General features: G+C 43.5%; 23 protein-coding genes and 3 pseudogenes. 11 read left to right on the forward strand and 15 right to left on the reverse strand.

Annotated features, from left to right (window positions below; genetic code table 11):
- Window positions 1–11: 11 nt before the first annotated feature.
- A complete protein-coding gene (locus tag LOSG293_RS04625) occupies window positions 12–1,130 on the reverse strand; it encodes a hypothetical protein (protein WP_235786811.1) in 1,119 nt (372 codons plus the stop codon).
- A gap of 177 nt (window positions 1,131–1,307) precedes the next feature.
- Here LOSG293_RS04625 and LOSG293_RS04630 point away from each other — a divergent pair.
- Window positions 1,308–2,063: pseudogene (locus LOSG293_RS04630) on the forward strand (SDR family oxidoreductase).
- A 34-nt stretch (window positions 2,064–2,097) separates the two neighbouring features.
- Here LOSG293_RS04630 and LOSG293_RS04635 read toward each other — a convergent pair.
- The 4 genes from LOSG293_RS04635 to LOSG293_RS04650 form a co-directional block, all read right to left on the reverse strand.
- Window positions 2,098–3,372: a chloride channel protein gene (locus LOSG293_RS04635; protein WP_034527600.1), complete on the reverse strand. Its 1,275-nt coding sequence runs from the start codon at window positions 3,370–3,372 to the stop codon at window positions 2,098–2,100.
- A gap of 106 nt (window positions 3,373–3,478) precedes the next feature.
- Window positions 3,479–6,340 (reverse strand): YhgE/Pip family protein, encoded by a 2,862-nt coding sequence (locus LOSG293_RS04640; RefSeq protein WP_051907221.1) that lies wholly within the window; start codon window positions 6,338–6,340, stop codon window positions 3,479–3,481.
- 280 nt (window positions 6,341–6,620) lie between these two features.
- Complete coding sequence (locus tag LOSG293_RS04645; RefSeq protein WP_034527602.1) at window positions 6,621–7,361, reverse strand: DUF4811 domain-containing protein; 741 nt, start codon at window positions 7,359–7,361, stop codon at window positions 6,621–6,623.
- Window positions 7,361–8,854: an MDR family MFS transporter gene (locus LOSG293_RS04650; protein ID WP_034527604.1), complete on the reverse strand. Its 1,494-nt coding sequence runs from the start codon at window positions 8,852–8,854 to the stop codon at window positions 7,361–7,363. Before LOSG293_RS04650 ends, LOSG293_RS04645 begins: the two co-directional genes overlap by 1 nt.
- A gap of 141 nt (window positions 8,855–8,995) precedes the next feature.
- Between LOSG293_RS04650 and LOSG293_RS04655 the strand changes: the two genes are divergently transcribed.
- From LOSG293_RS04655 to LOSG293_RS04675, 5 genes and pseudogenes are all read left to right on the forward strand, one after another.
- Entirely contained in the window at window positions 8,996–9,457 is a 462-nt protein-coding gene (locus LOSG293_RS04655; RefSeq protein ID WP_034527605.1) for a MerR family transcriptional regulator, read from the forward strand.
- A gap of 124 nt (window positions 9,458–9,581) precedes the next feature.
- Window positions 9,582–9,911 (forward strand): PadR family transcriptional regulator, encoded by a 330-nt coding sequence (locus LOSG293_RS04660; RefSeq protein ID WP_152551104.1) that lies wholly within the window; start codon window positions 9,582–9,584, stop codon window positions 9,909–9,911.
- A 66-nt stretch (window positions 9,912–9,977) separates the two neighbouring features.
- Window positions 9,978–10,226 (forward strand): annotated as a pseudogene (locus tag LOSG293_RS04665) (DUF1048 domain-containing protein); the annotation flags it as partial.
- A complete protein-coding gene (locus tag LOSG293_RS04670) occupies window positions 10,192–11,148 on the forward strand; it encodes an ABC transporter ATP-binding protein (protein ID WP_051907222.1) in 957 nt (318 codons plus the stop codon). The pseudogene LOSG293_RS04665 and the gene LOSG293_RS04670, both read left to right, overlap by 35 nt.
- A 2-nt stretch (window positions 11,149–11,150) precedes the next feature.
- Window positions 11,151–11,909, forward strand: a complete 759-nt coding sequence (locus tag LOSG293_RS04675; RefSeq protein WP_034527606.1) for an ABC transporter permease — start codon at window positions 11,151–11,153, stop codon at window positions 11,907–11,909.
- Window positions 11,910–11,988: 79 nt separating this feature from the next.
- On the opposite strand, the gene LOSG293_RS04680 is transcribed toward LOSG293_RS04675, so the two are convergent.
- The 9 genes and pseudogenes from LOSG293_RS04680 to LOSG293_RS04720 form a co-directional block, all read right to left on the reverse strand.
- Window positions 11,989–12,555 (reverse strand): ferritin-like domain-containing protein, encoded by a 567-nt coding sequence (locus LOSG293_RS04680; RefSeq protein WP_034527607.1) that lies wholly within the window; start codon window positions 12,553–12,555, stop codon window positions 11,989–11,991.
- Window positions 12,556–12,650: 95 nt separating this feature from the next.
- Entirely contained in the window at window positions 12,651–12,911 is a 261-nt protein-coding gene (locus tag LOSG293_RS04685) for a hypothetical protein (RefSeq protein ID WP_191976215.1), read from the reverse strand.
- A 5-nt stretch (window positions 12,912–12,916) separates the two neighbouring features.
- Entirely contained in the window at window positions 12,917–13,615 is a 699-nt protein-coding gene (locus LOSG293_RS04690) for a M57 family metalloprotease (RefSeq protein ID WP_034527608.1), read from the reverse strand.
- A gap of 169 nt (window positions 13,616–13,784) precedes the next feature.
- Window positions 13,785–14,361 (reverse strand): annotated as a pseudogene (locus LOSG293_RS04695) (isochorismatase family protein).
- Between the two features lie 158 nt (window positions 14,362–14,519).
- A complete protein-coding gene (locus tag LOSG293_RS04700) occupies window positions 14,520–14,753 on the reverse strand; it encodes a cytochrome b5 domain-containing protein (protein WP_034527609.1) in 234 nt (77 codons plus the stop codon).
- Window positions 14,754–14,809: 56 nt separating this feature from the next.
- Window positions 14,810–15,304: a prolyl-tRNA synthetase associated domain-containing protein gene (locus LOSG293_RS04705; RefSeq protein WP_034527610.1), complete on the reverse strand. Its 495-nt coding sequence runs from the start codon at window positions 15,302–15,304 to the stop codon at window positions 14,810–14,812.
- A gap of 9 nt (window positions 15,305–15,313) precedes the next feature.
- Window positions 15,314–15,679, reverse strand: a complete 366-nt coding sequence (locus LOSG293_RS04710) for a DUF1304 domain-containing protein (RefSeq protein WP_034527615.1) — start codon at window positions 15,677–15,679, stop codon at window positions 15,314–15,316.
- A gap of 115 nt (window positions 15,680–15,794) precedes the next feature.
- A complete protein-coding gene (gene pepT / locus LOSG293_RS04715) occupies window positions 15,795–17,066 on the reverse strand; it encodes a peptidase T (protein WP_034527617.1) in 1,272 nt (423 codons plus the stop codon).
- A gap of 12 nt (window positions 17,067–17,078) precedes the next feature.
- The gene (locus LOSG293_RS04720) at window positions 17,079–18,725 is read right to left on the reverse strand and encodes a peptide ABC transporter substrate-binding protein (RefSeq protein ID WP_034527620.1); all 1,647 of its coding nucleotides are present in this window, start codon (window positions 18,723–18,725) and stop codon (window positions 17,079–17,081) included.
- 424 nt (window positions 18,726–19,149) lie between these two features.
- Between LOSG293_RS04720 and LOSG293_RS04725 the strand changes: the two genes are divergently transcribed.
- The 3 genes from LOSG293_RS04725 (at window position 19,150) to LOSG293_RS04735 (ending at window position 20,226) form a co-directional block, all read left to right on the forward strand.
- Complete coding sequence (locus LOSG293_RS04725) at window positions 19,150–19,338, forward strand: hypothetical protein (protein ID WP_034527622.1); 189 nt, start codon at window positions 19,150–19,152, stop codon at window positions 19,336–19,338.
- 106 nt (window positions 19,339–19,444) lie between these two features.
- Entirely contained in the window at window positions 19,445–19,876 is a 432-nt protein-coding gene (locus tag LOSG293_RS04730) for a MarR family winged helix-turn-helix transcriptional regulator (protein WP_081919899.1), read from the forward strand.
- 29 nt (window positions 19,877–19,905) lie between these two features.
- Window positions 19,906–20,226 (forward strand): DMT family transporter, encoded by a 321-nt coding sequence (locus LOSG293_RS04735; RefSeq protein ID WP_034527626.1) that lies wholly within the window; start codon window positions 19,906–19,908, stop codon window positions 20,224–20,226.
- On the opposite strand, the gene LOSG293_RS04740 is transcribed toward LOSG293_RS04735, so the two are convergent.
- The gene (locus LOSG293_RS04740; protein ID WP_235786813.1) at window positions 20,223–20,690 is read right to left on the reverse strand and encodes a CinA family protein; all 468 of its coding nucleotides are present in this window, start codon (window positions 20,688–20,690) and stop codon (window positions 20,223–20,225) included. The genes LOSG293_RS04735 and LOSG293_RS04740 overlap by 4 nt on opposite strands.
- Before the next feature lie 167 nt (window positions 20,691–20,857).
- Here LOSG293_RS04740 and LOSG293_RS04745 point away from each other — a divergent pair, with 167 nt between their 5' ends.
- Window positions 20,858–21,904, forward strand: coding sequence for an LLM class flavin-dependent oxidoreductase (locus LOSG293_RS04745; protein WP_034527628.1), 1,047 nt, complete (start codon window positions 20,858–20,860; stop codon window positions 21,902–21,904).
- Entirely contained in the window at window positions 21,905–22,594 is a 690-nt protein-coding gene (locus LOSG293_RS04750) for an NADPH-dependent F420 reductase (protein WP_152551106.1), read from the forward strand.
- Window positions 22,595–22,787 lie beyond the last annotated feature (193 nt).

The following is a 22,787-nucleotide window of genomic DNA, read 5'->3' on the forward strand; positions in this document are numbered from 1 at the left end:
TGCTTTTTACGTTAATAGGATCGGTCCGACACAAGAACTTCCGGATTATGATTCACGAGTAAGTAAGCACGTGAACTATTGCCATAGGCCACACCCTCAAACTCTCGCTTGGGTGCAAACGCCGACCAATTAAAATTGACGTTAGTCAAATGACCACGACCATTGAGTTTGCTTGAAGAAAAACTAGCAAGCGAGTCGTCCGAAACAAGCATCAAACGTTTCCGAATTGGGTTGTACCCCATTCCCTGAATTCGGGTGCCAGGTAGGTGCTTAAAGACCTGCTTGGTTTGACGGAACTTCACCTTACTGTGGGATATTTTGCCCTTAAAGACGTTAACGCCATTACCAGGATTCGTCCAAAAATAGGCATTACCATAGTTGTCAAAGGTTAAATTGTGTCCGCCATTAAGCCAGGTCCCCTTCTTTTTTAACTTGAAACGAATTTGGCGATCAGGCTTCAACGTTTTAACGTTGATATGCGCAATATATCCCCACTTAGAAACTGGAACTCTGGCCTTCTTCTCGCGGTCAATCCACATATACAGTCCTCGATTTTTCCGGTTATAGGCCAATGATGATCCGTGACCGGTAGTGAATAACGGACCAACTTTAATGGCCTTTTGATGGGCAAGCTGTTGCGCCGTATAAGCACCATTCTTTTTCACATATGTATTCTGAAATTCCTGTGGATGGTTCTTGACGTCTAAGGCATCTAGCTTATCTAAATCATACCGAACGATTCGTCCCGTATTCTTCAAGTTTGTTGGACAGTAAACGATATACATGAACCCTGATTTAGAAATTGCAATCGCTTGTGAATTTCCCCAACGCTGGTTATTTTTCCCTGGATAAGGCAATAAATAACGCGAATTAAAGGTAACTTTCTTCCCCTTTGTGGAATAAACCCGACGATCCGTTGCACTATCAGAAATCCAGGTATATTTCTTAGGAACCTTCACAAAATGAACCGTCGAATTATTCAATTTTCTGGTACCACCATAACTCGTGAGGGCGCTTGATTTCTGATAATAAGTTTTCAACTTAGCGAAGACCGGTGTTGTCGTGAACAGGCCAATCCCTAATGCCAGTCCGATTAAACCGATAATCATTTTTTCATTTCGATTCTCCATTCCTACTAAACAACTTGTTTATGCTATGTACAATTATAAGAAGGTCATCTACTGGTCACAAGTTTATTAATCGAATCGACATATAACTGAAACAAAGTTTACAAAATTAACTTTTGACTTTATTTGGACCACCAGCTATTATGGACTTGTGAAAACGATTACATGGAGGTGCCGATTATGTCAAAGGATTTAGAGGGTAAGGTTGCAATCATTACGGGTGCTGCATCTGGAATGGGGAAAGCAATGGCTGAACTGTTCACTGCTGAAGGCGCAAAAGTTGTTGCAGCTGATTTAAACGAAGCACGTTTAGAAGAACTTAAGAGTGAGTTTAGCGCTAAAGGCGCATAATTAGCAACGGTTAAAGTCGACGTTTCTAACGAAGCTGATATTGATAAAATGTTTGAAACTGTGCAAACAGCGTTTGGACAAGTGGACATTTTAGTCAATAATGCCGGTATCATGGACAATATGGCTGCTGTCGGTAACGTTACCGACGAGATGTGGAACAAAGTGATTGCGGTCAACGCAACCTCCGTGATGATGGCTTCACGAAAAGCCGTTCAGGTCTTCTTACCTCAACACAAAGGGGTAATTTTGAACATTGATTCAGTTGGTGGGACTAAGGGTGGTGCTGCCTACACAGCTTCCAAACATGCGGTTATTGGCTTAACCCGTAATAGTGCCTACATGTATCAACAAGAAGGCATTCGCACAAACGCAATCACGCCAGGCGGAATCAAAACCAACATTGCTGAATCAATGACCGGCATTGATGAATTTGGGATGCAACGGCAATCGGTTGGGATGCCAACCTCCCCTGCTCCAGGTGATGCCGAAGATATTGCTCAAGCAGCCTTATTCTTGGCTTCAGATAAAGCGAAATATATTAACGGTGCCATTCTACCAGTTGACGGCGGATGGACAGCTTACTAAAAATCAAAAAGGCGTTCCCCGCGGGGAGCGTCTTTTATGATTTATTGCCAAATAATTTTAAACTGCGCATCCAGTCGCCGATTTGATCGAAAACGGTTGGCGCATATTTGGTGTAACGTCGTTGTAGTGATTTGACGACCATCAATAAAATGGTGGCAAAAATTACAAACGGTAGCAAGTTTATGGGCGCAAACATAATTGCCATCAAACTCCCCACCAGTAACGGCGACTCCAAAACTGCGGAACCGACGCCCATGGCAATCATGACCATGATGAACGTCCGATCCAAGTTGGGCAACCACTGGCTCACAGCCAATCCCTGCACCGTTGCCGAAAAGAGTACCGGAAAAATATCTCCGCCAACCCAGCCGGTGTTAAGAACGATGGCAATCAATAATAGCTTAGCAAATGAAATAATCATCAAATAAGTGGCTGAATGCCCTGCCCAGTCCATCGTGAACAGATGAAAATTATGCTGACCGGAAAATAAAATTTCTGGTGCCAGAAGACTCGCCACGTATATGGCAATTCCGCCAAACGCTACCAACGCTATTTCATGGAAAAAACGTGACTGAATGATCTTACGAATTTCGATCATTGCCTTTAAGTACAGATGTCCGATTGCGTAACTCACAAGCAGAATCAACAACATCCACCCTAGCTCACTATAGTGCCAGTTGGATTCACCAATCCGAATGATGAGTGACGGCTCATCAAACAAGTTGTAAACAATCGTGAACCACAGAATCCCGTTTAAAAAGTAAATCACTTTAGTTACTTTCTTATTTAGGAAAATCCCTCGGTGTTCAGGTGAATCTTCTCGGTGCACTAGGTACTGATGTGGTGTTAATAGCACTCGCAGAATCATTTTCCAGCTCAATGCTTTCAACTGCTCAAAATTAGCTTCAACATAGCGCAATTTATCACCAATCCAAATCCCATACAGCACCGTCGAACTGACCAAGGTTGCTTCAGGTCCTAGACTAGTACCACTGACTAGGATAATTGCTGGAATCACCATTTGCAGTGGTAATATCCGATAATCAGCCGTACCCGTTCGCCGAATCTCAGCCATTACGTTACTAAAGTTTCGTGGTAACTGACCAAAATGCTTTCTAGTCAAGAAGATAACGACGCCAATCACCAACAAAATCACTGCATTAATAATCGGACGAGAAAAGGCTTCAACATCTTCGTGCCAAAAAAATTCAATTAGGAAGCTTTGCAACACGTAGAAAAGTACGACCACAAATCCCGCTACTGCACTTAGCCCCAAACCGTAGATAAAAATTAGGGGGTTCTTTTTCATAACTTATAAAAATTCCTCTCAATTAAAAAGTCCATTGACCATTTAAACATAGATACGGAAAAAAATCACAAAAACTCCCCGAAAAAAATCGAGGAGTTTCATTTAATTAAATTTCTTCAATTGTTTCCGAGGAAGTTGATCTTGTTATCATCGCTAAGAGCATCATTCCGAATGCCGTTAAGCATAAGAGAATGATTAGCAATGCAGGTAAATCAACGTTAATTCCCGAAGTAAATGTTTGTCGAAGCACTAAGTTCAAGAAGTGCATTGGGAAGAATTGCCCAATCGTTTCATTCAAGTTACCGACAGTTTGAACCGGATAAATGTCGTTCGTCAAGCAGACATCAAGTCCAGCAATGGCGCCAACGATAATGAAGATCCATTTACCAATCCAGCGGTAGCCTAACGTTTCGACGATGGCGGTCAATAAGGCTGCCAAGGTGCTGAACATCATGAACTGAAGTGGATGATCAATTTGCGTCAATAACAAGTTCAGCAAACCGGTCATCACAAGCGCCTGTAGTCCAACAACCCCTAGCAAGATGAAAATGGAACGTCGATCATTTAGTTTGTTCAACCAAGCGAAGACGGCCACAATCACACTCGTCCCCATCAAACTAATTAGGGCAACTAAGAATGGTGCAATAGCGTAACCAAAGTTTGGCACATAGCTATAGTTATCGTGACTAAGTTTAGTTGGCGTCGCAAACATGTTTGCATTAGCCGTTTTCAATGGTGTGCCATTAACTTTATCTGCACCAGCTGATAAACCGGAAACCAGTTTCTTCTGGCCAGCTACCAACTTAGCAGTACCACTATTCAATTTACTTGAATTATCATCGAGTTGACCTGCACCAGAGTCGAGTTGGTTCACCCCACTCATTAAGGCTCCAGTCTTGCTGTTAACTAGTGACAGACCACTGTAAAGTTGACCTGAACCATTGGCTAATTGTGAAACGCCACTCACTAGTGTTGGCACTTGGCCATTCAAAACAACCAACCCGGATGAAACCCGCTTAGAACCACCGTATAACGCTGAAACACCTTGTGTCAACGTTGGGACTTGACCATTCAACGTTGTCAAACCGGCAGAAATTTGGCTGGCACCACTCTTCAATGCAGGTGAGTTATCAACGAGTTGTTGATTACCATCCAATAACTGCTGAATGCCACTGGTTAACAGCGGAATCTGACCTTGTAATGTGGTAAGGCCGCCACTAAGTTGCTTAGTACCAGCGGTTAAGGTCGAGTTGTTGGCGGTAATTTGTTGGGAAGCAGAGCCTAACTTGTTAATACCACCTACAAGTGTTGGTGTGCTTGCATTTAAGGTACCAAGCGAGATGCTTAATGTATTTGCCCCTGTCACCAATTGATTAAGACTTGATGTAGAGCCACTCAAAGCAACTAATTGACTCGTTAACGTACTGTTAGTCGTCTGGTAGTTACTAAGCGCACTCGAAACCTTTTCCATATCATTCTTGACTGCCGTGATAGCTGCAGCACTATTTGAAGTACCAGTCGTCATTGTAGTGGTATCAGATGAACCAGTTCCCGAACCAGAAGTACCAGCCCCAGCTAATGCGGACTTCATCGCTGCCTTTTGATCTGAATTCATGTCCTGACTGCTTGCGACTTCATCAATTTTGGCATCAATTTGAGACTGCGTCATCCCACCATTATCTTGGCTAGAAGAATCTGATTTCGTTGTCGTCGTTGCACTAGACGTTGATAACGCCTGCACATCCGTTGTTAATTGTTTGATAGCAGTACTTAAACTTGCATATTTAGACATCAAGACACTTGAAGAAATTGAACTCGTACTTTTCTTCAATGTATCTGCCAGTTGCCGAACGCCGTCGTTAAGCTGACTTCCGCCCGCTGCCAACTGTGACACGCTTGATGGCATATCTTTTGTACTATCTTGAAGTGTGCTAATGCCTTCCCCAAGTTGTGAAACGGCATTTGTGTAATCCGTCACCCCTGAATCCAAGGTCGTCGCACCATCAGATAACTGATTAATGCCATCAACTAGCGCACCTGACTTACCAGAAAGTTGCTTCAAACCAAGGTTAACTTGGTAAACCCCATTCGTGTAAGTGACCACCCCAGCTAACTCAGCTTTAGCGCCGTTCTTCAATTTAACAACCCCATTAGCTAAATCACCGGTTTTGCTATCCAAGGTCTTGAGACCGTCGCTAACCTGACCAGAACCATCAGCCAGCTTATTCACGCCACTTGCCAAAGCAGGTGTTTTAGAATTTAGTTGGTTAAGGCCGCCATCTAAAGTCTTAGCGCCATCCGTCAATTTCTGAATACCGTCCGGAAGTGCCGAAACGCTGGTCTTCAATTCGGTGGTTCCATCATGTAACGTATGTACACCAGTGGTGTAGGTTTTTAAACCATCCGCCAATGTTACTGTTCCGTCCTTCGCCTGCGTTACACCCTTGGCCGCATCAGAAAAGCCCTTCCCAGCCGTGTGGATTTGATCAAACATCGTTAAGGCGTACGTCTTTGTGACCGCTGAACGAATTTGGGAGTTCACTTGGCCTAAGCCAACTTCACTCATAATTTTGGCGATGTAATTCATTGAGTCATTTGTCGTGTAGTGTAACTGCATCGCTTTTGGCTTTGCGTTTGTGACTGTCGTTGCCCGTTTCGAAAAGTTCTTCGGAATCGTCACGACCGTATAATACTTATTGTCTGCTAGCCCCTTCTTGGCCTGCTTTTCAGAAACGAAGTGCCAATCAAGACCATCATTGTCCTTAAGCTTGTCGACCATCTGTTGGCCAACAGCCATTTGCTTGCCCTGGTAATTAACGGCTTCATCGTTATTTACCACGGCGATCGGTAACTTGTTGGTGTTACCAAATGGATTCCATACTGACTGAAGAAATAAAAAGATAATAATAACGGGTAAAATAACCGCTGCAATAATTGCTGAGATCTTCAGTGTTTTTCCTTTTAACACAACAACACATCCCTCACTTAAAATTAGTACATGCCCTATACTAATCATTAAAAATAAATGCGCGAAATTTCGCGACGGGTTTCATTATAGTCCTTTCCAAAATAAATTGTAAACGCCCTATACAAAATTGATTTATCAAGCTTAAGTTCATAGATTGCGTCTGAGCCCCGCCAAATCAGGATATCATTAGCTTATAAAGAAGACCTAAAAGTCATAAAATAAATTTTTTATCATCAAAAAAACTCAACCTCTTTTTATCGAGATTGAGTTTGATGAACGATTATTTGATTTGTGAAAGCATCTTTTCTAATGATTGTTTCTGGAAGGCTGCGGTTGCTTGTTCCGTTGCCTGTTTTGTAATCTTTGCTTGTTCCGCTGCTGATAAACTTGGATTCTTGGTCATTGCTGCCGTCACCGCTTTTTTCACTTGTGCGGTTACATAGGTTTTGGCCTCAGTCTTCATCTTCGCTTGATTAGCCTTCGCAAGTTTCTGAAGTTTCTTAGCTTGAGCAGAACTAAGCACCAACCAGTTTTTATTCACTTTAAACGTATGACTCCGTTTAATAAGCTTGTGGGCGTTACCCGAAATACCAAACCAGAACTTATAGGTTCCAGAACGATATTCCCAACGTGTGGTTTTAGTAATCAATTTAGACTCATCATTCACCTTAACCACTTTGTTACTAGTTATTGTTGGATCGGGATTCGTTGTCTTTGGCTTTTTCTGATTTTTATCAGTTTTATAGATATAAACCTTTTCCTTACCAGAAGTTCCAACCGTTTGATAAAGCAACATGCTCATTTGCTTCGATGGTGAAACCGAAACAAGTGGTTGCGTCTTAGTTGTTGTGACTTTGTGCATCCCAAAATGATCACGGTCATTTTGAACCATCAAAAAGATGGAAATCACCAATAAGATGGCACTTAGCCCACTAAGTACGTAACGTAATGCGGTTTTGTTTACTGAAACCATGAATACGAAGAGCAAAATTGTCCAAAGAATGACACTAAAGATAATCATTAAGCGGCACCTCCTTGTGCAACTGCGGTATCCGTCTTAGGGCTTTCGATTGATTGTGGTTTCCGCGTGCTAACGAAGAAAGCTACAACTAGACCAACTAAACAAAAAGCGATAGCAGCCCAGAATGTTGCATGATAACCATCCAGAGTTGCGTTGAAGACGTGGTTCTTGTAAAGCAATGGGTCTGACTTCAATAATGACTTGCTTGGTACATTATTAGTCGAAACGTTGGTCAAAATACTCATTAAGATGGCTGTTCCAACTGATGAGGCAACCTGACGCAACGTGTTGTTAACGGCAGTTCCGTTACTAATCATGTTGAATGGTAAAGCATTCATTCCGGCCGTCGTTACTGGCATCATGGTCATCGAGATTCCGGCCATTCGTACTGCGTATAATAAGATTAGGTAGAGGACTGGCGTTGTTTTTGTAATGAAGGCAAACGGAATCGTCCCGATTGTCAGTAAGAACATCCCTGTGATGGCCAAGCGACGCGCACCAATTCGGTCAAAAATTCGACCAGTGATTGGACTTAGAACCCCCATCATCAAGGCTCCGGGAAGCAGTGTTAACCCAGATTCGAGTGCTGAATCGCCTCGAATGATTTGGAGGTAAAGTGGCAAGACCATTTCCACACCGACCATGGCCATGTTGGCCACAGAACTTAGAAGTGCTGAAATTGAAAATTCCGCATTCTTTAAAACGCGTAACTCCAAGAATGGCTTTTCAATTGTGAGTTGGCGCCAGCCAAATAGACCAACAAAAATAACCCCAATAATTAAAGCGACAATAACAACTGTGTCGCCCCATCCCTTTGAACCAACTTCTGAGAAACCATACAGTAATGAACCGAATCCAAGCGTTGATAAGGCGGCTGACAACCAATCCAAGTTAGACTTGTGAGTTTCTAACACGCTCTTCATAAACCAAATTCCGGCAATAATGACGACTGCAACGATTGGAATCAACATTCCAAAAAGTGTCCGCCATGAATAGTTATCAATGACCCATCCAGAAAGTGTTGGACCAATAGCTGGTGCCACCCCAATAACTAAACCAGCAAGACCCATGGCTGCACCACGGTTAGCGGCGGGAAAAATTGATAGCATCAATGTTTGTAATAATGGCATGGTTACCCCAACGCCGACCGCTTGAATCAATCGACCTGTTAATAGGACGCCAAAAGTTGGTGCCGTATAACACACGATTGTTCCGATTAAAAAGATGATCATAGCCCCTTCATATAGAAACTTCGAGTTAATCCGCGAGGTTAACCAGGCACTAATTGGAATCATGATCCCGTTAACCATCATAAAACCAGTCGTCAACCACTGTACCGTGGAGGTATTAACGTCAAACGCATCCATCAAAGTGGGAAATGCGGTGGCTAAAATCGTCTGGTTTAAGACCGTACAAAATGTTCCGACGAGTAATAATGCGATAAGCCAACCTCGACTGTATGACTTACCATTTGTATCTACAGCTTGTTCCAATGTTACGCTCCCTTTCTCTGCCAAAAAGCACTTTGACTAATATAGTCCCCTAAAATCGGTTTGTCAATTAAATTGACAAAGATGTTAAATAGTTTATAATTAGCGTCAATTAGGCTAACAAAGGACGGGGGAAAATTTCAGATGAAAAAAATTATTGAAGACGACTTTATGCAACGGGTAAAAAGTATTCTCAAAACAAGCCATTTTTCACTAGGAATTGGTGATATTGCGGATGCTACAGGTGTATCTCAACGACAACTCCGCTATTGGGAGAAGAAGGGCTACATTAAACCAAGTACTGGTACGGAAGAAGGTAAACACCGGAAGTATTCCTACTTCACCTTGGCAAAAGTCAGTTTAATTCAATCATTCATCGAAACCGGTTTTACGTTAAATGCCGCGGTTACAAAAGCTGATGAACATCGAGAAGTAGCCAACGCGTTAAAGCAACTCGTCATTAATCGCTTATCAAGTGTCGAAACGCTAGACAATGGCTTCAAATTTAATCTGGGACCCATCGAGGGGCTACCAGGAAAAGATCTGATTGCTACCATCCACACCGGACAAGACACTACGTTTACTTTAGAAAATCAACCATCATAAACGGTTCATACCAATGCCTTTCCCGGCGTTGGTATTTTTTTGAATTTTTTTAGTTGGCTTATTTGGTACTTAGTTTTACTATGTAGCAGTACTTAATAATACAAAGTAGTCAGGAGGTCATGAAGTGAAAATATCAACCGAAATGCTCAAGGGCGTTCTAGAAGGCATCGTACTCCAAATTATTAGTGGCGGTGAAACTTACGGATATGAAATTACAAAGGAACTCAATCAACACGGTTTTGAAGATTTAGTCGAAGGAACCGTCTACACCATTTTAATGCGACTCGAAAAAAATAAACTCGTCACCGTTGAGAAGAAAAAATCCTCAATGGGACCTGCACGAAAGTTCTACAGTCTCAATGCTGATGGTGAAGCAACACTGGCCACATTTTGGCAAAATTGGGAATTCTTAGAAAAGCAAATGACACAACTCAAAGGGGATTATCATGTTTAAAAATTTAAAGAACAAAAACGCGAATACCGCGAATACAAAGCTCGGGTCAACGCCCTTCCTGCCGATTACCGTGACACAATGAAAGCCATTGAAAAGTATTTCTGGACCATGGCTAAGGGTGACGGTATGATGCGGATCCTAATTTCCGTTTTGGAATTGTTTGAAAACGCTGTGGCAGACGACTCGCCCATTTCAGCTGTTGTCGGCGACGATATTGCCGAATTCGCTGATACCATCTTAGCCGACTATCCGGAAGAAACTTGGCTCGACAAGCAACGAAATGCGCTACGTCGGGCTTACAACCATCGGGGGTAATCACATAACAACTATTATTAATGTTCAAAACATTCAAAAATCTTTTAAGAAGCAAACCGTTTTAAAGGATGTTTCTCTCTCAGTAACGGAAGGTACTGTCTACGCCCTGCTTGGAGCCAACGGTTCTGGTAAGACGACCCTCCTTAAAATCATTACGGGACTGCTTAAACAAGACGCCGGGATCACTTCAATTAAAAACTGGGACGCCAACAAAAACGCCCGTGCCATGCAGCAACTCTTCAGTTACAGTGCTCAGGCGTCTACAGTTGACGATATTCTTACCGGTTTCGAAAACTTAGTCCTCATCGCCAAATTACGCCATATTCAAAATCCGAAGCAAGTGGCTAATGACCTACTGACCGAGTTCAAATTGACCGATGCCGCTAACAAACGGGCAGCCGCCTACTCCGGTGGTATGCGTCGTCGACTAGATTTAGCCATGAGTTTGGTGGGTAACCCAGAAATCGTCTTCTTGGACGAACCCACCACTGGCTTAGATCCTGCCAGCCGAAACGACCTGTGGGACAGTATTCGGAAATTGAAAAAAGCCGGTAAGACAATCTTCCTAACCACTCAATACCTGAAAGAAGCCGACCTTCTAGCTGACGAAATTGGCTTTTTACGAGACGGTGAAATTGTAGAAACTGGAACTCCCGCCCAAATGAAACGTTTAGCGGGGCCTGATAAACTCCAACTCAGTTTTAAAACTGAAACTGAACAGCTTCAAGCGGCTAGTCACCTTTCCGGCTTTGATTTACAAACTGTTAACGACGTCACGCTAACCGTGAAATTACCAGATACGGTTCAAACCGTGATGACCATTTTGACGATTCTCCAAGGCGCCGAAATCAAACCGGATTCATTCCAGGTCACCTCACCAACTCTTGATGACGTCTTCATGCAACTAACGAAAGGAGCTTAATCATGACTTATTTATCGGATACCTTTGCGCTCGCAGGTCGCTTAATTAAACATAACTTGCGAAGTGTCGATACCATTATCACCGTTGTGCTCATGCCCATTATGATGCTTCTCCTGATGGTTTATCTGTTTGGGAGTGCTATGAAAATTGAAGGTTTCTCACACGCCGACTACGTGAATTACGTGCTCCCCGGAATCCTCTTAATGACAATTGCGACGGGCTCTGCCTACACAGCACTTAGAATTTTTACGGATAAAACTTCCGGAATGTTTGACCGGTTTAAATCATTGCTCATCTCAAAATCAGCAGTGATGAACGGTCAAGCCGTTGCCTCCGTCATTTTTCTCATGATTTCCACCCTGATTGTCCCGGCAGTTGGCTTCCTGGTTGGTTTCCGTTCAGATGCCACTCTGGGTGAATGGGCACTCGTTATTCTGCTCCTTTTCGGCGCTGCACTTGCGATTACTTGGATTACGGCACCATTTGCATTGATGATGTCCAGCATTGATGGTGCGAGTGCTTTCTCATATATTATCTTGCTATTCTTATTCATTAGTTCCGCCTTCGTGCCAGCAGCTGGTATGCCAAAATTGATTCGCGGGTTTGCGGAAAACCAGCCCATGACGCACATCATTCAGGCCGTGCGTTCCCTCATGAATTCGCAACCAATTGGCGATCATGGTTGGATTGCGGCCGCTTGGATCATTGGTATCACCATTGTCTTTGCCTTCTTAAGTTCCTGGATGGCCAAACGCGTTTAATTAGTACAATTTTCTTTTCAATAAATCAAGATGCAAAAAGCACGCCTCAATCACAGTTGAGACGTGCTTTTTCAGTTAGTTAGTCCTCGTCATCATCATCGTCTTCTTCAACGAGACCTTCCCAAGCGGTTTTGCCTAAGAGTGCCTGGAGTTGGCGAATGGCGCTGTTATTGTGTCCACGTAAGCTGGTCAAGAAAGCGGCCATTGCAGGACGACTTTCCTTTTGAGCTAACACGATTGCACGGTCGATAAACAAATTCTGCGTAGCATAATCGTGAGCGGTGTTGTCCACCATTTCTTCAGCGGTCAAATACTTGTTGCGACCATCTTCTTTAAGCATCGTATACTTGGTGAATTCAGCAATCGTCGATGGGGCAATTTCATTTTCATCAAGTAATAACTCACCTAATTGGTCAAAGTCTTGACGTGACTGGTCAATTAGTTGCTTATAAAGTTGGCTAATTGAAAAGGCTTGGAGTCCCTTCACATACCACATCGTTTGGTGCAGTTTCACATCATTGAACACGAGATTCGATAAAATGTGCCCGGTCATTGCGCCGGCAGTTGGCTTGTGATGATCTACATCTGCTTGTTTTAATTCGGCATCGTATTGTGCATCAACAGTTGATTTTTGAGTTTCTAACATGATAAATTCCTCCTGAATGGTCGCGATTTCTGATTACCTTGACTATTCTAACGAGGTTTCTCTCAGTTGTAGTTGATCTAAATCAAGTTGCGCAATTAAATGTCGAAACTATTCATCGCAAACATGATACCACCGCCCGCAAGAACGGCCAGAATCACGACGCCACCCAGTAGCAAGTTAAACGCCAGTCCCAATCCGCCAAGGGCCAGCAGGAGAATAAACCAAATGGGATGACGGAACATGAAGCGGATGAATCCCATGATTAGTTTGAAAAATAGAACCAGAAAGACAATGATTCCCACAAAAATTCCCACTTGGGTAGCATTGCTTGCGGCCATCATTAAAAATGTACTCATTGTGATTAGTTTCCTTTCGTTTGGTAAATGGTTTTGAGTGCGGCAATATCTGCAGCAGCCAGCGAAGTCAGTCCCTGGTCAATTGGATACATCAGGGACGATTTCTGATCACTGTGTCCCAATCCAACGGCATGACCCAATTCGTGCATGGCAACCGATAATTTTACCGATTGCAGATACTCAACATTTAGTCCTGATCTAGCATGATTGGCTGTGTAGGCACCAAACCCATATTGCTGAATAATTTGCGGCCCACCGTGACCTAGCTCCACGGCACCTTGTTGTTCCTCACTCATCGTTTTTTGGTAAACGAAGAAGCGAATTTGATTTTGTTTTTTAGTTCCTTGACCCGGGACCAGTTTCACAATACCGGTTGCGTTGTACTTAGCAACGGCTTGCTCAAAAACGGTGCGGACCCTTTCTGGAACATTATTATCAAAATGGTAATAGTACGTTTTTGCCAGCGTTCCAGCAGTAATGTTGCTTTCCAGTGGCGTTTGCTTAGCAGTGTCACTCTCTTCAGTCGTTTGTGTTTGTTTGGTGGTGATAAGATTTTTTTCGGCAAGCTGCGGAATTGCAGTGTCAATCGATTTACTAATGTCTGTAATTGCTTCGGTTGCAGACGCCCGAATGTTGTCGTTTTGGTACACATAACCTGCGCCAACCAGGACGACTAGCCAAAAAACTAATGATAAATATTTCACCGTGACGCCCCTTTCTTTGGTGTGCAATTACTATAGTCCGATTGGTCGAAATCTTCTAGCTGTTTCAAAGAAGCTTAATTATTTGGTAACACATTCTTAAGAACCTGGAAGGCCCTCATAAGCAAAAAACTATGGCAACCCTAGCGTTACCATAGTTCATAAAGCTATTTTACATATTCTGGAATAAACCAGTTTGAATCATAAAGCTTAAGAAATCACGCGATGTTTCTGGCCTTGCCCAGTTTCGTTGTAACTCACATGCCAGCTGTGCAATCGACGTCAATTGCGCGCCTGCTTGTTCGACCCGACGCAGTGCGGTCTCGTGAGCTACTTGAGAAGTACCACCAACCGCATCCACTACTGGATAAACTTCATAGCCTTCTTGTAAGGCGTCTAGCGTTGGAAAGGCCAAACAAGCTTCGGTCCATAAACCGCAAATAATCAATTTTTTTCGTCCCGTCGCCTCAACTGCTTGCTTGAATTCAACATCTTCCCATGCGTTAATCGTTGAGCAATCATAGCTTGGCACATCTTCCAGTAAGGACTTTAACCGTAGAGAGGACCACTGGCACATGATAAATGTTCATCAATCTGGTGACATTGACCACGTTATCGACCAGTTGAGGTCGTGGCATCGAATTCACCGCGTTAATTTGAATCGGTTGATAGTCAATCAGTAAAAATGCCGAATTTTCCGGGGTCAACAAATTGTCAGTTTTCGGATCTCGTTTTGCTTCACTTGTCATATTAATCGCTACCCACAAATTTATTTGAACCTCGGCTTTAAAATAGCGTGTTTTGAAATCGATTTCAAGAATTTCGAATTATAATAAAAAAACAGCCATAATTGGCTGCTTAATCGTGCTCAGAAACAAACGACTTCTGTCACAACTTTCATTCTCTATTAAACTAATTTACCTACGACCGGAAGCTTAGCAAGTACACTCTTGCCATGTGGGGCCTTTAAAATGGCCTCTGCATGATCCTTACCAGCAGTCAGACCGTGGTGCTTGCCACCGGCCCAAGCCGGAATATTGCTCAAATCATAAACCACACCATCAACGGCAACGTAAGCTGGATGACCATTTTCACCGTCAAATTGACTCAATTCTTCTAATGTAAAAGTTTTTTCTGCCATTTTAATCCCTGCTTTCCTTTTATTAGTAATAGTATAACGCTTACATTTTTAATTAGCTATTCCAGGTTAAGAATGTTAACTGGATTCCCCATCTGCTCAATGAACCGCATAACGTCTGCTGTCGAGATAAAGATGGTGCTGGTATTCACGTTCGGATGAAAACTCATTCGGACTTCTCCTATCATGTCGCCATCCAGAAAAACCTGCACATCTTTATCCTGATTATTCAGTAAACCAAAAATTGATACCATCCCCGGTTCTAGTCCTAACTTATCCTTCAGTAGTTCCGCCGAAGCCATCTTTAAATGCTTGATTTCCGTTAATGTTTCAACCTGGTGAAAAGCTAGACGCTTGGCATCATCCATTATTAATAGAAGAAACGCGTTCTTTTTCCGATTGGTGAGGAACATTGATTTGGTTCGAACCCCTGGCACGCCTTCGATATATCGGTCAGCTTCTGCTGTGGTGAAAACGGCAGGATGTTCAACTAATTCGTAGTCCATCTGTAATTTATTCAAAGCATGAATGACTAGTTCAAATTGGGGCGCCATGTTCACCGCCTAAACGAATAATAATAGTAACAACGTTACGAACGCTGGTAAAAATTGAATCACAAAAATCTTTTTAGTTGCGGTGAAAGTGCCATAAAGGGCGACAATCGAAACAAACACCATCAGTAAGCTCAAAACGGTTACTAGCGTTGCCCCTGCAAACAAAAAGAGTGCCGCTAAAATACTGACTCCCAACATCCCGTTATAGATGCCTTGATTCCCTAGGGCCACTCTAGCAGCTGGTAATTTAACAAAATCGACGTCCATATCAAACGCCTTTGCCTGTGCTTCAGGTTTACCAAACATTTCCAATCCCATAATGCCCAAGTGCTCGACTGCTATAATTCCAGCTAACACCAATTCCAAAGTTGTCATTAATATCTCCACCATTTCCAATTGGTTTAATCATACCATTGAGGCTTACAGCTGTCACTTGTTTGCACCAAAAAGCTACCCCTCCGCCAGTAGGCAGAAGAGTAGCCTTCTTAATCTATGCTAATTCTTGACTATTATGATGTCGAAATTGGCGCACGTGTTCCTGGGCAATCGCCACAATGGTTTGCGCTGTTAATGCCATTGCTTCAGTCGTCACGAACTCATATGGACCATGGAAATTATCACCACCGTTAAACAAGTTTGGCGTCGGAATTCCCTTGGCGGTGATGGCATTGCCGTCCGTTCCACCGCGAAACGGTACAATATTCGGTGTTAAGCCAATTCGTCGGTAAGCATCAAGTGCCAAATTCACGATATAGGGATGTTTCCGAATTTCATCACCGATGTTTTGGTACTGCTCAGTAATGGTCAACTTGACCCGTGATTTATCCAAGCGGGCGTTGATGCGATCCACCACCTTTTGCAATTTCCCTTCGTTTTGCCGGAAATGAGGCGTATCGAAATCACGGATAATGAGTTGAATGTGAGCCTGGGCCACGGTGCCTTCAAAGTGATTGACCAAGATGAAACCATCATGATCACGACTCCTCTCTGGAACTTCATCCTGTGGCAAAGCACTCAGAATTTCATTTCCCAGGCTAACCGCATTAACCATTAACCCGTACGCATTCCCTGGATGAACCGCCGTCCCCTCAATCTCAATCTGCGCTTCCGCCGCATTGAAGGTCTCGTACTCTAGATCCCCCGGTTGCCCGTTATCCAACGTGTAGGCAAATTCAGTGCCGAAACCGACCGCATCAAATTTATTTGCGCCGCAACCGATTTCTTCGTCCGGTCCAAACGCAATTCGAATATCACCATGCTCAATTTCTGGATTGGCTAGTAAATACTGCAGAGCACCAAACAAGGCTGCAATTCCTGCTTTATCATCTGCCCCCAGTAACGTTGTCCCGTCGGTGGTAATCAAACGCTGCCCCACGAATTTCTTCAGATTTGGAAACTCACTGACGCGTAACACAATTCCCTGCGCTTGATTGAGTACCACATCCTGCCCGTCATAATCAGGGTGCACCTGAGGCTTCACATGGTCAGCCGGAAAATCGGCCGTGTCCAAATGGGCGATGAATCCTAATGCAGATAGACTCTTGGATGAGTTACTGGGTAAAGTCGCTGTCACATATCCGTTTTCCGGGTTAAACTTAACATCACTAATTCCGAGCTGCTTCAAATCCTGAACAATTAATTTTGCCAATTCGACTTGCCCCGGCGTTGTCGGTGTCGTCGGCTGACTGGCCTCCGAACGGGTATCAATTTTTACGTAGTCGAGAAATCGCTTCTCGATATATTTCTGATCAATTTCACTCATTTAACTCACCACTTACTTCGTAATGTAGGCTGTCTTCCAGTCGTAAGGCACTCCCGCTGGGTTATAGATAATTCCCTTTACAGTTGAGCGCAATAATTGTGACTTCGCTGCTTGATACAGTGGAATGGTACCTTGGTCTTCCATCAAGACTTTTTCAGCCTCAACTAATTTTTGCCAACGCTTGGCTGGTTGATTACCATATTTGTTTTCTGATTCGTCTAGTAATTTATCGAATTTAGCACTGCTGTACCCAGAAGTGTTATAGCTTGAGCCCTTTTCGTAGACATCCAAGAAGTTGATTGGATCTGCGAAAACGGATTGCCAACCCTTCACCGTGATGTCGTACTGCTTAGCACTTTGTTTTTGAATCAAAGTCACATAAGGCACAGTTGAAACTTCAATTTTGACGTTTGGTAACTTCTGTAACTCGGTTTGAAGGAATTCAGCCGTTTGCTTGGCACTGTCAGTATCCGAAACAGAAAGCGTGATATCCAGCTTCTTCACACCGGTTTCTTTGTACCCCTTCTTCAACAGATTTTTGGCTTGATCCAAGTCATAACTGACTGAGCTAGCGACTTTAGACTCTTTGTCGAACGCTTCGCCCGTCTTCGGATTATTTCCCATTCCGGCTGGGACGAACCCGTTTGATGGTTCTGAACCGTCTTGCAGTACGTTCTTCGTCAATTGTTTCCGATCAATGGCCAATGAGAAGGCCTTCCGAATATTCACGTTCTTGAACGCTTTTACCTTGTTTTGGTTAAGCTCCAATCGTTGGGTTCCAGTTGGCAGACGTTTAACAAAGTTATCACTATTCTTATTATTCTTAACCTGTTGGCCACTTAGTAACGTTTCGTCGACTTGGTTTGATTTAAACAGGTTATAACTAGTCGTGGTGCTGACCGTGACCAGCTCGTTAATTTTGGTCAAATGAACCGACTTCTTGTCCCAGTAACTACTATTTTTAGTTAAGCTCCACTTGGTACTTTGACCGTTCCAATCTGTCAGCTTAAATGGCCCGTTATAAACAGAATACTTGGACTGGGTGCCGTACTTCTTACCATACTTTTCAGCTGCATTTTGGTTGATTGGGTAAAAGAGTGGCCAAGCTAACAACTTCTTGAAGTATGGTACCGGTTTTGTCAGGTTAACGGTCAACTTGTGCTTGCCCGTTGCCTTAATCCCTAAGCTACTGAGCGACTTCTTGCCCGCATTAATGGCTTCCGCATTCTTCACCTGGAAGAAGTAAAAAGCATCTTGAGATGCGGTCTTTGGATTAACCGTCCGTTTCCAAGAATAAACAAAGTCTTGGGCCGTCACTGGATCACCGTTTGACCATTTGGCATTTTTACGCAATGTGAATGTGTAAGTCTTACCACCATTCGTCACCTTCGTATCTGTGGCTAAAGCGCTATTGTCTTTAGCGGCGCCCTTGCTGTTCAAGCGATAAAGTCCTTCTTGAGTCTCCATCAACGTATTAAAGCTCAGCGTATCCGTTGCTTTAGAAAGGTCAGCGGTTGCAAGCGTTGAGGCCTCCGTCCAATTTAGTTCCTGTTTCTTCGCTAATTTAGTATCATCACTGGATTTAGCCTGATTGCCACATCCTGCGAGTGCTAAAACGATTAGTGCTGTTGTTCCTAATAATGTTGCTTTCCGACGCATGTTGTACATCCCCCTTTTCAAAATAAAAAATCGCCCCTCATGACTGAAGGACGATTTATCGCGTTACCACCTTAATTTATGGCGCACTCACACACGCCAACTTAAAAACTTCTGTTTACCAAAAGTTCGAAACCTTAACGGGTCTCAATCCGAATAAGTAGCTTGCACTACTCATTAACTCAGAGCTCATCTTCGGCCAGCTTTCTGCTCTGCACTCTCACCACCCTGCAGTCTCTAAAAACTTACTCACTAGCTTACTCTTCTCTTCTACGTATCAAAATGATTTTAATATGTTTTTAATATTATCATTATTATATCAGTTGTCAATCATCATTTTGCCATTTTTTATTGCTAGGCACCAAACTCGCACTAACAGAATCGCTTTTGTACACTGGATTTAACAAGACATAAAGGAGGTCTCCCTATGGTTAAAAATAGTCACCCCACACCCGAGAAGCCCCAACCAGATCCTGGTAAAATTCGCCCGTCCGCCCCTGATGAACGTCCTCCAGCAAAGCCCACGACCGATCCGCAACCGGAGCCGGCACACAAACCATTTCCGGATCCTGGAACCACACGTCCAGATATTCCGGATGAACAGCCACCGTGTTAATAAAAAATCGACCCTCACCGGTCGATTTTTATTTTCGCTTGCATATAGTCCGAACAATGACTATAATTTGAATTAGTAAATTTTAGGACTATTAAATAAAGGAGAAATGATGGCGCAATTTCAGAAACAACTCACGGCCCTAAGTCGTGAAATGAACCGGCTCGACCGCTTCTATCATCAGTTTGCCAAACAGCATGCGATTAACTATAACCAACTGATCATCTTATATGAACTTTACACGCAGGGGCAATGCACCCAAAAACAGATTCGCGAAATCTGGATTGTCTCCAAGCAAACCATTAACACGCTCTGCAACCGGTTTGTAACGGAAGGACTCATTCAATTTACCAAGACCGAAGTAGATGGTCGCGAACGACAAATGCAGCTGACCGAACAAGGACGCCATTTTGCCACGCCCATCATCGAGTCGTTATTGCAGTTGGAAGCGACGGTCTCGACGCAATTTGGTGAACAACGACTTAGGGACCTAACCACTGAAATGACAGAAATCAACCAGTTATTTGATAAACAACTTTAATAAGGACATCTTAATAGGAGGAACACATCATGGTTTGGATTGAATTATTCATCGCCGGCATCTTTGAAACGGTCTGGGCGACCACAATGAAATTTAGTCACGGTTTCACCAGACTCGGATTTACCATTGCGACCATCGTTGGCATGACTGCCAGCTTTGTCTTTCTTGCTCGGGCAACTAAGACGCTACCGCTTAGTATCGCCTACCCCATTTGGACGGGAATTGGTGCGGTTGGAAGCATCTTAGTCGGCGTCGTTCTATTCAAAGACGTCCTCTCACCGCTGACCTGGGTCTTCGTCGGTTTTCTCTTGATTGGGATTGTCGGCATCAAGTTAACGACGGGCCACTAGTCACCCAGTCTGGCGACTAGTAACTCAACCCCCGCTTGGCAACTTTGTGCCATAATTTCTGCTGGCGTCCCGTCAAAATGGTAAGTGTGGCCCACAACCCCACGATGATCTGCACAACCAATGCAGACCGTACCGACAGGCTGACCCTCTAACCGTCCAGGGCCAGCCACACCAGTGAAGCCCAACGCTAAATCAGTCTGAACGATGGATTTGGCTCGCCAGGCCATTTCAACTGCCACCGCCTCACTGACAACACCAAACGCTTCAATTAATTCTGGGCTAATGCCCAGAATTTTTGTTTTGGCTGAAGTAGCGTACGTGATGAAGCCACCCGGATAGACATCGTGAGCTTCCGGTGTTGCCGCAAGTTCACTTTGAAACGTTCCACTAGTCAGGCTTTCCGCACTCGTCAAAGTTAGCTGTCGTTGTGCCAATTCCTGCGCTAAACTTGGAATATCCATCATCTTGCACCTCCGCGTTTACCCTTACCCTATCAAATCGAATTTTTGCGTAACAGAAATCTGCTTAACAAATCGGAGTTTCTACTTGCTTTATTTGGCGAAATATAATATTCTCATAACGTTAGATAATCGCTTATAAAAAGTAAGTATAGGCGGAGGGATATTTTTAAATGGTTAATGTAGATAAATTAGAATTCGGTATTGAAACTTTTGGTGACATCGTCTCAAACGAAGATGGCACATTAAAATCTGGTGCAGAGTCAATTCGGCAAATCGTTCACGAAGGTGAATTAGCTGATAAGTTTGGTTTGGACGTTATCGGTGTCGGGGAACATCACCGTCCTGACTACAGTGTATCTAGCCCTGAAACAGTACTTGCTGCCATTGCTGCGGTAACGAAGAACATTAAGTTGGCCACTGCGGTTACGGTCTTGAGTTCTGACGATCCCGTTCGTGTTTACGAACGCTTCGCAACTCTAGACGGTTTATCAAACGGCCGTGCCCAAGTAATTTTGGGACGTGGTTCATTTACTGAATCCTTCCCACTATTTGGCTACGACTTGAAGGATTACGATGATCTGTTCAACGAAAAGCTAGAGATGTACGATCAATTACGAACTGAAAAGCCAATCACTTGGAACGGTAAGTTCACCCAATCATTGAAGAACCAAGACGTTTATCCTAAGACGGAAAGCGGCCAACTTGATACGTATATCGGTATCGGTGGCTCACCTGAGTCAATCATTCGTGCAGCACGTTACGGCTACAAAGTTGTCTTGGCCATCATCGGTGGCTCAGCTGATCGCTTTGCCCCTTATGTTGAGCTTTACCACAAGGCTGCCCAACAACTTGGCAAGCCAGACCTTCCAATTGCAGTTCACTCCCACGGTTTCATTGCCGATGATGAGGACGAAGCAATCGAAGTGGCCTTCAAGAACATCAAAGCTAACTTCGACCGGATTGGTTTAACTCGTGGCTGGGCCCCAATGAGCCGTGAACAATTCGATAACGAAACGCAAGGTGGCTCATTCTACGTGGGTAACCCTGAACATGTTGCGCAACGTATCGCCCGCACAGTAAAATTACTTGATTTAGGTCGTTTTGACCTTGTTTATGGTGCTGGTAACCAAACTGCTGCACAACGTGAACGCATGATTGAACTCTACGCAACTAAGGTTGTCCCTCGAGTTCGCGAAATTTTGCGTGAGGAGGCTTAAATCATGGCTATCAAACGAGTAGGTATTCTTGGCGCTGGTAAGGTAGGAATCGTCCTTGCTGGTTTAGCTTTAAACGCTGGATATGAGGTACGTATTTCTGGATCTGGCGCCCAAAAGAAGATTGATTTAACGATTGAAACCTTAGTTCCCGGTGCTATTGCTGGTATCAATAAGGACGTCGTTGAAAATAGTGACGTGGTCATTTTGGCTATTCCACTTAGTCGTTACAAGAACATTGATCCTAGTTTACTTAAAGGCAAGCTAGTGATTGATGCCATGAACTACTGGTGGGAAACTGACGGCATTCGTGAAGAGGTCTTGAACCCCGACGAAACCTCCAGTGAGCAAGTCCAGGATTACTTTAAGGACGCCACAATTGCGAAAACCTTCAATCATATGGGTTATCACAACTTACAAGATGAAGCTCGCCCTAAAGATCATCCTCGTCGTAAGGCGCTCTTTGTCACGGGTAACGACAAGGCCGCAGTTGAAACGATTGCTGAATTTGTGGAAACGATGGGCTTTGACCAAGTCGTTCACTACAAATTATCAGATGGTATCATGACTGAACCAGGTAGTCCCCTATTTGGTGCCAGTTTGACTCATGAAGAGCTCAAAAACATCATCGATAACTTTGCAGATACCGATTTTGGTAAGCAAGTTTTGGCTTCTGGCATGACGTTTAACTAATTAAAGCCCATAAATATTAAGGATTTATTGAGCAGTTCCCGTTCTGGGAACTGTTTTTTTAATTCTCAAAATGATTAATCATTTTATTTGAAATAGGCAAATTCTATAATTAATCCGAACAGAAATTAAAAAGCCCAAAGCAATCACTTACAATGGTAGTAGCTAATTCCAACCAATATAGGGAGTGATTACT

Source organism: Secundilactobacillus oryzae JCM 18671, from assembly GCF_000740055.1.
In the GTDB taxonomy this organism is placed as follows: Bacteria; Bacillota; Bacilli; order Lactobacillales; family Lactobacillaceae; genus Secundilactobacillus; species Secundilactobacillus oryzae.